At 62.3% G+C, this 11,955-nt stretch carries 14 protein-coding genes; 6 read left to right on the top strand and 8 right to left on the bottom strand.

Features of this window, described 5'->3' with window-relative positions; translation table 11 throughout:
- Positions 1-236: 236 nt before the first annotated feature.
- The 4 genes from AC3WLT_RS16025 to AC3WLT_RS16010 all read left to right on the top strand — a co-directional run bounded on the left by AC3WLT_RS16025 (position 237) and on the right by AC3WLT_RS16010 (position 1,466).
- Entirely contained in the window at positions 237-542 is a 306-nt protein-coding gene (locus AC3WLT_RS16025) for a hypothetical protein (protein ID WP_492592690.1), read from the top strand.
- A gap of 53 nt (positions 543-595) precedes the next feature.
- Positions 596-823 carry a DUF2933 domain-containing protein gene (locus AC3WLT_RS16020; protein ID WP_492592689.1) on the top strand — a complete coding sequence of 76 codons (228 nt, stop codon included), beginning with the start codon at positions 596-598 and terminating at the stop codon, positions 821-823.
- A 92-nt stretch (positions 824-915) separates the two neighbouring features.
- Positions 916-1,107, top strand: a complete 192-nt coding sequence (locus AC3WLT_RS16015) for a hypothetical protein (protein WP_492592688.1) — start codon at positions 916-918, stop codon at positions 1,105-1,107.
- A gap of 5 nt (positions 1,108-1,112) precedes the next feature.
- Positions 1,113-1,466: a YncE family protein gene (locus AC3WLT_RS16010; RefSeq protein WP_492592687.1), complete on the top strand. Its 354-nt coding sequence runs from the start codon at positions 1,113-1,115 to the stop codon at positions 1,464-1,466.
- A gap of 328 nt (positions 1,467-1,794) precedes the next feature.
- On the opposite strand, the gene glmS is transcribed toward AC3WLT_RS16010, so the two are convergent.
- From glmS to AC3WLT_RS15985, 5 genes are all read right to left on the bottom strand, one after another.
- The gene (glmS, locus tag AC3WLT_RS16005; protein ID WP_492592686.1) at positions 1,795-3,612 is read right to left on the bottom strand and encodes a glutamine--fructose-6-phosphate transaminase (isomerizing); all 1,818 of its coding nucleotides are present in this window, start codon (positions 3,610-3,612) and stop codon (positions 1,795-1,797) included.
- A 58-nt stretch (positions 3,613-3,670) separates the two neighbouring features.
- Positions 3,671-5,032 (bottom strand): bifunctional UDP-N-acetylglucosamine diphosphorylase/glucosamine-1-phosphate N-acetyltransferase GlmU, encoded by a 1,362-nt coding sequence (glmU, locus tag AC3WLT_RS16000; protein WP_492592685.1) that lies wholly within the window; start codon positions 5,030-5,032, stop codon positions 3,671-3,673.
- Between the two features lie 241 nt (positions 5,033-5,273).
- The gene (gene ttcA, locus AC3WLT_RS15995; protein ID WP_492592684.1) at positions 5,274-6,272 is read right to left on the bottom strand and encodes a tRNA 2-thiocytidine(32) synthetase TtcA; all 999 of its coding nucleotides are present in this window, start codon (positions 6,270-6,272) and stop codon (positions 5,274-5,276) included.
- Positions 6,273-6,275: 3 nt separating this feature from the next.
- Complete coding sequence (locus AC3WLT_RS15990; RefSeq protein WP_115101604.1) at positions 6,276-6,671, bottom strand: dihydroneopterin aldolase; 396 nt, start codon at positions 6,669-6,671, stop codon at positions 6,276-6,278.
- A gap of 88 nt (positions 6,672-6,759) precedes the next feature.
- On the bottom strand, positions 6,760-7,578 hold the full coding sequence (locus tag AC3WLT_RS15985; RefSeq protein WP_492592683.1) for an SDR family oxidoreductase: 819 nt from the start codon (positions 7,576-7,578) through the stop codon (positions 6,760-6,762).
- A gap of 13 nt (positions 7,579-7,591) precedes the next feature.
- On the opposite strand from AC3WLT_RS15985, the gene AC3WLT_RS15980 reads away from it, so the two are divergent.
- Both AC3WLT_RS15980 and AC3WLT_RS15975 read left to right on the top strand, forming a co-directional pair.
- Positions 7,592-8,782: a class I SAM-dependent methyltransferase gene (locus AC3WLT_RS15980; protein WP_492592682.1), complete on the top strand. Its 1,191-nt coding sequence runs from the start codon at positions 7,592-7,594 to the stop codon at positions 8,780-8,782.
- Between the two features lie 22 nt (positions 8,783-8,804).
- Entirely contained in the window at positions 8,805-8,999 is a 195-nt protein-coding gene (locus AC3WLT_RS15975; protein ID WP_492592681.1) for a DUF2905 domain-containing protein, read from the top strand.
- Between the two features lie 72 nt (positions 9,000-9,071).
- On the opposite strand, the gene AC3WLT_RS15970 is transcribed toward AC3WLT_RS15975, so the two are convergent.
- The 3 genes from AC3WLT_RS15970 to AC3WLT_RS15960 are packed head-to-tail and all read right to left on the bottom strand — an operon-like array spanning position 9,072 to position 11,938.
- Entirely contained in the window at positions 9,072-10,304 is a 1,233-nt protein-coding gene (locus tag AC3WLT_RS15970) for a multifunctional CCA addition/repair protein (RefSeq protein ID WP_492592680.1), read from the bottom strand.
- Positions 10,301-10,954, bottom strand: a complete 654-nt coding sequence (locus tag AC3WLT_RS15965; protein ID WP_492592679.1) for a glutathione S-transferase family protein — start codon at positions 10,952-10,954, stop codon at positions 10,301-10,303. Before AC3WLT_RS15965 ends, AC3WLT_RS15970 begins: the two co-directional genes overlap by 4 nt.
- Positions 10,955-10,984: 30 nt before the next feature.
- A complete protein-coding gene (locus AC3WLT_RS15960; RefSeq protein WP_492592678.1) occupies positions 10,985-11,938 on the bottom strand; it encodes a complex I NDUFA9 subunit family protein in 954 nt (317 codons plus the stop codon).
- Positions 11,939-11,955 lie beyond the last annotated feature (17 nt).

Genomic DNA, 11,955 nt, shown 5'->3' with positions numbered 1-11,955 from the left:
CGTTATGGTTTTACCTTCCTCGCCTGTCTATCGGGCTGTCGCCCGCACGTTCGCAGAACAGTTCATTCCCGAACTGCCGGCACCTCCGCCGCGCTCGCTGTAACTCCCTAGTCGACCAGGTTCGAACGGCTTCACTCCGTGGCTCACGCACGTTTGCCATGCACGTGATGAACGTCGACCCGCGCGTCAGAAACTGCTTTCTCAGTGACACGATTAAACCGAATCCGGAGAGTTACATGACCACGAAATTTCTACGAGCAGCAGCGCTGTCGGCGCTTCTATTGACCGCAGGCACTGTTGCCATGGCAGCCGGTGGTACGGGCAATAACCCGAGCTCACCCGCGCAAACACGCGAACACGGCTCCTCCATGATGGGAATGGGAGGAATGGGCGGCGGCATGATGGGCAGCTGTCCAATGATGGGCGGCAATATGGGCATGGACCCGAAGACCGCGATGCGCATGCACGGCGAAATGATGAAGGCGATGGGCGACATCATGCTCAAGTACTCGGACCAGGCAGGTACATCTCCGTCGAAGTGACGCGGATTTCTTCCAGACATGGATACCAATCTAATTTCAGTAAGGAAGCAACCATGAAGTGCAATACAAAGACGATGGTGACGACCGGACTTGCGCTCGCATTGGTACTCGCGCTCGGCTACTGGGCGCTGCCACAGTTTCGAGGGTCCCTGACGTCATTCATCCTGGTCGCCTGCTCGTTGGTGTGTCCGCTGTCGATGCTGTTCATGATGCAAGGCATGCAGTCTGGTGCCGACAAGCCGGATGCGCGGGATGAAGCCGTGGGGGAGCAGAAATCATGAGTTGATTCTTGCGAGGCTTAGCTAAATTGCACGGAACAGTACGACCTCACGTCTCGTCGCGCTGTTCCGTGAATGGTGCAACGGAGGGAATCATGTTCGACAACGCCCGGATATTCAACGTTGTCGTCGCTATCTTCGCCGTCATGGGCCTCGTCGCTGTGCTCGGTGTCGTCGGCATGGCGGTGATGCCATCCGCGAAATTGAGCTTCGTGTACTCGTTGGGCAAGCCTGGCGCTCCATTCTTCAGGTCGATGAGGACCTGCTGTCCGCAACGTTGGGGTTAAGTGCGTTGTCGGTCGGCCAATCCTCAAGGGCGCAGGAACTGTTCGTTGCCGACGTCGGGGACAATTCAGTCAAGCATTTCGATGCCTCGAGCGGGACATATCTTGGCGCCTTTATTGCGCCGAAGACTGCCGGGCTAAAGGGACCCATGGGGATGATTTTTACGGGTGGGCAACTTGTGGTTGTCAACCAGAACCTGGGCACCGGCCAAAGCGGCGAGGTTCTGCAGTTCGACAGTGCGACCGGCACTTTTGTCGGCAAACTTGTCGCCTCGAGCGACCGAAACGCACCCTTCGCGCCGCGTGGCATCGTACGCGGAGGGCGGGACAACGGCTTCTACGTGGCCGATATCGGTGACTAGGCTGGCAAGTGTGCCAATCAAGGCAACGTCAAAGAATATGACGCTGCGGGCGCCTTTCTAGGCAATCTGGACCGGCAAGCGTTCACTGCCGAGTTCCATCCACGCGGTGTGGTTTTCGGGCCGGACGGTCTTCTGTATGTCTCGGCAGTGGGTTGCCTCGACCCGAAGGACCCGCTCTACAACCCGCTCACCAGATACATCTTGCGCTTCGATGCCCGCACCAAGGCATTTGATGGCGATGCCTTCCAAAGAGGCGGCTGGTACAAACTTTTTTGTGTAGGTACAACCTTTTTGTGCGCCGTTAAATACCGGTGGCGAGCCTGCCCCCTCACTCCACCGTAACCGACTTCGCCAGATTCCTCGGCTTATCCACATCCGTGCCCCTTGCACAAGCCGTGTGATAAGCCAGCAACTGCAACGGCACAACGTGCAGAATCGGCGACAGTAGGCCATAGTGCTCCGGCATCCGGATCACATGCAGCCCCTCATCATTGACGATCTTCGTATCCGCATCAGCGAACACATACAGCTGGCCGCCGCGCGCGCGCACTTCCTGAATATTCGACTTCAGCTTTTCCAGCAGCGCGTCGTTCGGCGCCACCGTCACGACCGGCATGGCTTCAGTCACGAGCGCCAACGGCCCATGTTTCAGCTCACCGGCCGGATACGCTTCCGCGTGAATATAGGAAATTTCCTTGAGCTTCAGCGCGCCTTCAAGCGCAATTGGATAATGCAACCCGCGCCCGAGGAACAACGCATGCTCCTTGCGCGAAAACTCTTCCGACCACGCGATGATCTGCGGCTCCAGCGCCAGCACGCTATTCAACGCGGCCGGCAAGTGGCGCAGCTGCCTGAAATAGTCCGCCTCCTGCGCCGCATTCACATGCCCACGCAACTTCGCGAGCGTCACCGCCAGCACGAACAGCGCGACCAGTTGCGTCGTGAACGCCTTGGTCGACGCCACGCCGATCTCGCGCCCCGCGTGTGTCAGGAACGACAACTCGGTCAGGCGCACCATCGCGCTGGTGCCCACATTGCACACCGCCAGCGTATGTTTGTGCCCCAGCGACTGCGCATGCTTCAGCGCGGCCAGCGTATCCGCCGTCTCGCCCGACTGCGAAATCACCACCACCAGCGACTTCGGATTCGGCACCGACTCCCGATAGCGATACTCGCTCGCAATCTCAACCTGGGTCGGAATCTTCGCGATCGATTCGAGCCAGTACTTCGCGGTCAACCCCGAGTAGTAGCTCGTGCCGCACGCCAGAATCAGAAGGCTGTCGATATCCGCGAACACCTTGTCCGCGCCTGCGCCGAATAGCGAAGCGTCGAACGAATCGGCTGGCGGGATCGTGTCGGTGATCGCGCGTGGCTGCTCGAAGATTTCCTTTTGCATGAAGTGACGATACGGGCCGAGTTCGACCGCGCCGCCATACGCTGCAACCTGACGCACTTCGCGGCGCGCTTCGTTGCCGTCGCGCTCGGCGATGCGAACGCCGTCGAGCGACAACTCACAAACGTCGCCTTCTTCGAGGAAAATGAAACGCTCGGTGCTGCCGGCCAGCGCCAGCGCATCCGAAGCCAGGAAGTTCTCGCCGCTCCCGAGGCCCACTACCAATGGCGAACCTTGCCGCGCGCCGACCACCGTATGCGGCTGATCCTTGTGCAGCACCGCAATCGCATACGCGCCGTGCAACTGCCCGACGGCCTCGCGCACGGCGGCGAACAGATCACCGCGATACAGACTGTGAATCAGGTGCGCGATAACCTCCGTATCGGTCTGCGACACGAACACGTAACCCTTGCCCCGCAGTATTTCGCGCAAAGACTCGTAGTTCTCGATGATGCCGTTGTGTACCAACGCGAGCGCATCTTTCGAGAAGATCGGGTGGGCGTTGTCCGTCACCGGCGCGCCGTGCGTTGCCCAGCGCGTATGGGCGATCCCCGTGATGCCTTCAAGACAGCTCTCGTGCACCTGTTCGTCGAGATCCGCCACACGCGCGACGCTGCGTGCGCGGCGCGGCCCGTCGTTGCCGAGCACGGCGACGCCGCACGAGTCGTAGCCGCGATACTCCAGACGCCGCAGTCCTTCGATCAGGACGGGGACGATATTACGTTGCGCAACCGCGCCGACAATGCCGCACATGGCTTAATTCCTTTTCAAGGCCGGGTTTCAGGGGCGCGCCTCACGCGCGCCGTGCCCATCAGCTTTTCTTCCTGGTCGGACGGACATAGCCCGTCTTGCTCGTTTGAGTCTTGTCGTTCAGGACCAGCATGTCTTCTTCGACGTCCTTCCAGACCGTCGTGCCCGCCGCGATCGTCACGCCGCGCTTCACGCGCACCGGCGCGACGAGTTGCGTGTCCGAGCCGACGAACACGTCGTCTTCGATGATCGTGCGGAATTTATTCGCGCCGTCGTAGTTGCAGGTAATGGTGCCCGCGCCAATATTCACGCGCGCGCCGATGTCCGCATCGCCGATGTAGGTCAGGTGGTTCGCCTTCGAGCCGTGGCCGAGCACCGCGTTTTTCACTTCGACGAAATTGCCGACGTGCGATTCGTCCTGCAACGACGCGCCGGGACGCAGCCGCGCATACGGCCCGAGCACGACGTTCGCGCCGACTTCGGCGCCCTCGATATGCGTGAACGCATCGACACGCGTCCCCGCGCCGATGGACGCGTTGCGGATCACGCAGTTCGGTCCGATCGTCACGTTGTCGGCCAGCGTTACGCGGCCTTCGAACACGCAGTTCACATCGATCGAGACGTCGCGCCCGCATTCGAGCGTGCCGCGCACGTCGAGCCGCGCCGGATCGGCAAGCGTGACGCCCGCGACCAGCAACGCATCGGCGACGGTGTGCTGATGAATCCGCTCGAGTTCGGCAAGCTGCTGCTTGCTGTTCACGCCAAGCGTTTCCCACTCTTCGTCCGGCTGCGTGGTGACGACTTCGAACCCTGCCTCGATTGCCAGTTCGACGGCGTCGGTCAGGTAGAACTCGCCTTGCGCATTGTCGTTCTTCAGCGACGCGAGCCAGCCGCCGAGGCGCTCGGTCGGCACGACGATGATGCCGGTGTTGATTTCGGCGATACCCAGTTGTTCAGGCGTCGCGTCTTTCTGTTCGACGATGCGCGAGACCTTGCCCTGCGCGTCGCGCACGATACGGCCATAGCCGCTCGGGTCGGCGAGCGTCACAGTGAGGACGCCGTAGCCGCCCTGCCCTGCGCGGTCGGTCAACGCCTGCAGCGTGCTGGCGCGGGTCAGCGGCACATCGCCGTACAGCACGAGCGTGGGCACCGCAGGATCGAGCAGCGGCAGCGCCTGCAGCACCGCGTGGCCGGTGCCGAGCTGCTGCTCCTGCACGGCGAACTGGACATCCGGCGCCGCCACGGCTTTGCGCACGGCTTCGGCGCCATGGCCGATCACCACGACGAGACGCGTGGGCTCGAGCGTGCGGGCAGTGTCGATGACGTGAGCGAGGAGTGGCCGGCCGGCCAAAGGATGGAGCACCTTGGGAAGCGCGGAGCGCATGCGCTTACCGGTGCCTGCCGCCAAAATCACGATGTTCATGGCGTCGGCGAAGAGACGAGTTTGGAGCCCGCAATTCTACCATGCAGCTTCTGACGGCAAGGCCGCACGCGGATACCTTGTTACAGGCTGAAATAGCCGGAAACGCGCGGTTTCCGGGCGCTTCATAGCGGCCTCGAACAGCCGCCCAAACAACCGCTCGAACAACCGCTCAAGCGATCGCCCAAACAACCGCTCAAACAACCGCTCAAACAACCGCTCAAACAACCGCCCAAACAACCGCTCAAAGATCGTCGAACTGGACGATCGAAATCGGCTTCGATCCGTTAAGGGTTGCGCCATCGCCGGCGTCGGTCGAACATGGTTCTTCGTCGAACGCGATATCGCCTTGCGGGTCGGCCTCGCCGGTTGCGCGCAGACCGGCGAACGGGAACAGCTTGTGATCCATCAGATGCGACGGCACGATGTTCGACAAGGCATTGAACATGTTTTCGACGCGACCCGGGAAACGCTTTTCCCAATCGCGGACGAGTGCCTTCATTTCCGCGCGCTTCAGGTTCGGCTGGCTGCCGCACAGATTGCACGGAATGATCGGAAATTCGCGCAACTCCGCATATTTTTCCAGATCGGTTTCCTTCACATAGGCGAGCGGGCGGATCACGATGTTCTTGCCGTCGTCCGATTGCAGCTTGGGCGGCATGCCCTTCAGCTTGCCGCCGTAGAACAGGTTCAGCAGCAGCGTTTGCAGGATGTCGTCGCGATGATGGCCGAGCGCGATCTTGGTCGCGCCGAGTTCGCCGGCGACGCGGTACAGGATGCCGCGCCGCAGCCGCGAGCACAGCGAGCAGGTGGTCTTGCCTTCCGGCACCAGCCGCTTGACGATGCTGTACGTATCCTGGTTCTCGATGTGAAACGGAATGTCGAGCTGCTTCAGATACTCGGGCAGCACGTGCTCGGGAAAACCGGGCTGCTTCTGGTCGAGGTTCACGGCGACGATGTCGAAGTGGATCGGCGCGCGTTCGCGCAGCCGCATCAGCACGTCGAGCATCGCGTAGCTGTCCTTGCCGCCCGACAGGCAGACCATCACCTTGTCGCCGTCCTCGATCATGTTGAAGTCGCCAATCGCCTGACCGACCTGGCGCGCGAGGCGCTTGAACAGCTTGTTGTTCTCGTACGCTTCTTTCTGCTCGCGGCGCGTGAGCGGCGACCTGGCCTTCGCGGCGTGCCCGGCTTCAGTGGCCTCGGTGGCCTCAGTGTCGTTCAGGAGTTCCTGAGCATTCATGGCTCAATCCTCTTTGATACGGAAGACTTCGACGCCCACCGCGTCGCAGTCGGGATAAACGTCCGGCTTTTCAGTCGACACGCGCGCCGCCCGCACCTGCGGATGCTCGAGCATCGTCTTGACGAGGTCGTCGCAGAGCGTTTCCTGCAAGTGGATGTGTCCTTGCTCGACGCGGCGCGCGATGGTCGAACGCATGAAGTCGTAGTCGACGACTTCGCGCAGCTTGTCTTCGACCGGCGTGGACAGCGCGAGCGGCACGAACAGTTCGACGTTGATCACGACGCGCTGTTCGCCGCGCTTTTCGAAGTCGTGCACACCGATGTTGATGTGCACTTCGTAATTGCGCAGAAAGAGCCGGCGGCAATCGGCGAGCCGGGGATGCGAAAGAGCGGCAAACATGTTCGTTCCAGTCGAAAAAAGCGTGCGGGGCACGCAAAGGGACGCTTCAAAGCACGGCAACCGCCATTGTCGGCAGGCCGCGCGCGCTTCAGGCGCCCGTCAAAAACATTACGTCGCGCGGCAGCGGCACGAGGTGCTGCCCGCCGTCGACCACCAGCGTCGTTCCGGTGACGCCCGCTGCATCGGCGAGATACAGCGCGGCGGCGACAATATCCTCCGGCCGCGACGCGCGGCCCAGAGGCGTAGCTCGGTGAGCTTCTGCGAAACCGGACGGCGTCTGATCGCCGGATTGCATCGTCAGACCGGGCGCGAGCCCGACCACGCGCACTTTCGGCGCCAACGCCTGCGCGAGCGCAACCGTCGCCGTCTGCAACGCGGCCTTCGACAGCGTGTACGACAGGTAATCCGGGTTCAGGTTGTACAGCTTCTGGTCCAGCACGTTGATGACGACCGCGCGCTGGCTTTCGTCGGCGCGCGCGGCCTCCGGCGTCGCCTCGAACAGCATACGCGCCAGCACCAGCGGCGCGCCGAGATTCATCGCCGTCAGCTTCAGCAGCAGCTCGTAGCCGACGTTCTGCGCGGTGTCTTCCTCGAAGCGCGACGCATTGTTGACGATGCACGTCGGGCGGCCCAGCGCGGCGGTACACGCCGGCAGGAGCCGCTCGACCTGGGCCTCGTCGCCCAATTCCGCGTGCAGAGCGACCGCACGGCGGCCCATGGCGGCGATTTCCTTGACCACTTCGTCCGCCTCCGCCTTCGACGCGCCGTGATGGACCGCCACGTCCCAGCCGCGCGCGGCAAAGCCGAGCGCGAGCGCCCGGCCGATGCGCCGGGCGGCGCCGGTAATCAGCACGATGCGCGGCGTTTCGGGCGCGCGGGCGGCGGCGGTGTCGAAAGAGGCGGTCATTTACAATGCGGGGATGAATCCGAAAGCTCACCAACCCGATAGTTTACCTGCTCCCGGCCCGAGCGCGCTGGCGCAGTCCGAAGCGCTGGTCGCGCAGCTCCGCGCGGAGCTCGAAGCCGCCGGCGGCTGGCTGCCGTTCGACCGCTACATGGAACGCGCGCTGTACGCGCCGGGACTCGGCTATTACAGCGGCGGCGCCCGCAAATTCGGCCGCCGCGCGGACGACGGCAGCGACTTCGTCACGGCGCCGGAACTGTCGCCGCTGTTTGCCGCCACCTTGGCGCGCCCGATCGCCGAGGCCTTGCAGGCGAGCGGCACGCGCGACCTGATGGAATTCGGCGCCGGCACCGGCAAACTGGCCGCCGGGTTGCTGAACGCACTCGACGCGCTGGACGTCGCATTCGAGAGCTACTCGATCGTCGATTTATCGGGCGAATTGCGCGAGCGCCAACGCGAAACCATCGAAGCCGCCGCGCCGGCGCTGGCAGCGAAGGTGCGCTGGCTCGACGCGTTGCCGGAGCGCTTCGAGGGCGTGGTGATCGGCAACGAAGTACTGGATGCGATGCCGGTGCGGCTGTTTGCTTTTGGCGGCGGCGCCTGGCACGAGCGCGGCGTGGTTTGGCGCGATGAGGCGTTTGCGTTCGACGACCGCCCTGTTTCCGCGGCTGCGGACATAGCGTTTCTCGCCCAGATCGAGGCTGCCGGCGACGATTACGTGACCGAGACGCACGAAGCGGCGTCCGCTTTCACGCGGACCATTTGCACGATGCTGACGCGTGGCGCGGCCTTTTTCATCGACTATGGTTTTCCGCGTCACGAGTACTACCATGCGCAGCGTGCACAGGGCACGTTGATGTGTCATTACCGGCACCGGGCGCACGGCGATCCATTTGTTCATCCCGGCTTGCAGGACATTACCGCGCACGTGGAATTTACCGGTATCGCCGAAGCCGGGGTCGAGGCCGGGGCGGATCTGTTGGGGTTTACTTCGCAAGCGCGGTTTTTGTTGAATGCGGGGATTACCGAGGCGTTGTCGGAGATCGATCCTTCTGATACGGCGAGATTTTTGCCTGCGGCGAATGCAGTGCAGAAGTTGTTGTCCGAGGCGGAGATGGGAGAGCTGTTCAAGGTGATCGCGTTTTCGCGTGGACTGGATGACACGCTTGCGGCGTTTTCCAGTGGCGACCGGTCACATACGCTTTGATTTTTTGCCTCGAGGATTCGCGATGATCCGCTGGCTGTTGACTACGTTTATTGCCGTGGCGGTGTTGTCGGCCTGCTGGCCGTGGCTCAGGAAGATCGGTATTGGACGGATGCCCGGAGATGTGACCTTGCACCTCTTCGGGCGGGAGTATCCGTTTCCTTTTATGTCTACGCTCGTGCTGTCGATAGTGTTGTCTCTGCTGGCTCGGGTTTTGTAGGTTTCGCTTAGACACACAGACATAAACCGCCGGGAGGGCCAAAAAGACCCTTACCCGGCCCTTACCCAGCCCTTACCCAATAGCCGCTTCGACAGCCCGAACTCTCTCCTGATGCACCGCCTCCTTGATCGCCCCCGGTGAGTCAGCGAGCCGCTTGGCCACGGCGCCAGCATCAACAGCCCGTGCAGCCATTAGAGCAATTCGCAAACGCTCAGCTTGCGGATACGCCTGCATCTCAAACCCAAGCCTGCCGCGAGCATCAGACTCACAAGCCTGCAAGGCTTCCGCAAACCGCGCAGGTTTCCGAATCGCATCGCTGCGCTCGAGCAACTTCACCAGCGCGGCAGCGCCCATCTCCATCACGCGATGGAGATTCCCATGCTCCCGCGCGACCAGTAGCGCCAGATCGCGACAGTCATTGGGCACCCGCAGCCGCTCGCATAAAGGCTTCAGCAAATCCACACTGCGCCCCTCATGCCCGATATGCCGCGGCAACACGTCCTCCGGCGTCGTCGCCTTGCCAAGATCGTGGGTCAACGCAGCGAATCGCACGGCCAACGCGTACCCCTGCTGCGCAGCGTAATCGACCACCATCATCACATGCACACCCGTATCCACCTCAGGGTGATAATCGGCCCGCTGCGGCACGCCGAATAGCGCGTCGATCTCCTGCAGAATCCGCGCCAACGCACCGCACTCGCGCAGCACATCGAACATCCGCGAAGGCTTCTTCTCCATCAAACCTCGCGACACTTCCTGCCACACGCGCTCGGCCACCAGCGCATCCACTTCGCCGCCGGCGACCATCTTGCACATCAGCGCCATCGTCTCGGGCGCCACCGTGAAATCGACGAACCGCGCCGCAAACCGCGCAATCCGCAAAATCCGCACGGGATCTTCGAGAAACGCATCGCTGACATGACGGAACAGCCGTGCCTGCAGATCGGCCTGGCCATTGAACGGGTCGATTACCGGCCCGGTCAACTCACCGTCCGGGCGCACCTCGCGCGCCATCGCGTTGATCGTCAAGTCGCGGCGCGCAAGGTCTTCTTCAAGCGTGACGTCGGGCGCGTAGAAAAACTGGAAGCCGTGATAGCCCGCCGCCGTCTTGCGCTCGGTGCGCGCGAGCGCGTATTCCTCGTGCGTCTGTGGATGCAGGAACACAGGAAAATCCTTGCCGACCGGCCTGTAACCCTGCGCAACCATCTGCTCGGGGGTCGCGCCGACCACCACGTAATCGCGATCCTGCACCAGTACGCCCAACAACTCGTCGCGGATCGCGCCGCCTACCGCGTAGATTTTCATGGGCATACGTCTTGATAAGGAATCGCATGCGTTTCATGCAGCGCGCCGTCGATCCACGCCCTCACAGCCGGCAACGCCGTCACGCGCCGAACGTAATCCGCGGCGGCTTCGGACAAAGCCGGCTGCCAGGTGGTGAAGCGCATCACCACAGGCGCGTACATCGCGTCGGCAATGCTGAACTCACCGAACAGGAATGGACCGCCGTATGTGTCGAGGCACCCGCGCCAGATCGCGTCAATGCGCGCGATATCGGCCAGCGCGCCTGGCGTCCCGTTCTTGCCCGGAAACGACGCGCGGATGTTCATCCACATGTTCGAGCGCAATTCGCCAAAGCCCGAATGCATCTCTGCGCTGATGCTGCGCGCGTGAGCGCGTGCCGTTGCGTCGCGTGGCCAGAGCGCGTGTTGCGCAAAGCGCTCAGCCAGCGTCTCGGCGATCGTCAGCGAATCCCAAATGGCCGAGCCGTTTTCGTCGATCAGACACGGCACCTTGCCGGGGCCCGTGGGCGCGTGAGCCAGAATTGCGGAGTTCGTGTTGGGTTCACCCAGTTCGACCGGCACCTCCTCGAACGGAATGCCGAAATGTTTGAACAGCAGCCACGGACGCATCGACCACGACGAATAGTTCTTGTCACCGATAAGCAGCTTCATGCTTTGTATAAAGAGAGGAGAGAAAAAGGTTCAGCGCCCCGCGTTGGCGCGAAAACAGTTGAAGCGCGAGCGGCTCGACGCGCCGGTCAGATACACGGGCGCAATCGTCTCGATGCTGGCCGGCTCGATGCCCAGTTCGGGCGCAATCGGCCCGCTCAGCACGTTGTCGACTTTCATCGAATCGAGATTGTCGCGCGAAATCACCGGCTCGCCGGGCGCCATTTCGAACGTCAATGCCTGCAAACGCGCCAATGCTTCCGGCAGACGGATGATCCGCGCATGCCGCCCGATCACGTCGCCGCAATACCTGACGAGGTCTTCGAGCGAATAGACAGTGGGGCCGCCCAGTTCGTAGGTATGGCCGCTGGCTGCGTCGAGATCGAGTACGTTGACGATTGCTTTGGCGACGTCGCCGACATACACCGGCTGGAACTTCGCATCCGGCATGGCGAGCGGAATCACTGGGAAGACACGCTGCAGGAACGCGAACTTGTTGAGGAATTCGTCCTCGGCGCCGAACACCACGGAAGGCCGGAAGATCGTCCACGCCACATTGGCCGCATGCACGGCCTTTTCGCCGTCGCCCTTCGAGCGCGAGTACATGCTCGGCCCGTTCATGTCGGCGCCGAGCGCGCTGAGATGAATCAGCCGATGCACGCCCTTGCCTTCGCAAGCAGCAACGATTTTGGTCGGCAGTTCGACGTGCGCCCTGGCGAACTCGCGGCCATACGGTGTGCCGCGTTTGCCATGTAACGTGCCGACCAGGTTGATCACGGCATCGGCATTCTCGACGAAGCGCGCGAGCTGGACCGGATCGAATACGTCGGCCTCGATCACGTCGACGGGCAGCAGTGTGAGATGGCGGGCGTTATAGCGCCGGCGAGTGGCAATGCGCACGTCTTTGCCCATTTCAACGAGCGCGTTGACGAGATGGCTGCCAATAAAACCGGAGCCGCCGATGATCGCAATGGCTTGATGTCGCATTTTCGACTCCCTGGTGG

It is taken from the genome of Paraburkholderia sp. FW306-2-2C-D06C, from assembly GCF_058781505.1.
The sequence above is the reverse complement of the archived record's forward strand: the minus strand, read 5'-3'. Positions and strand labels throughout refer to the sequence as shown.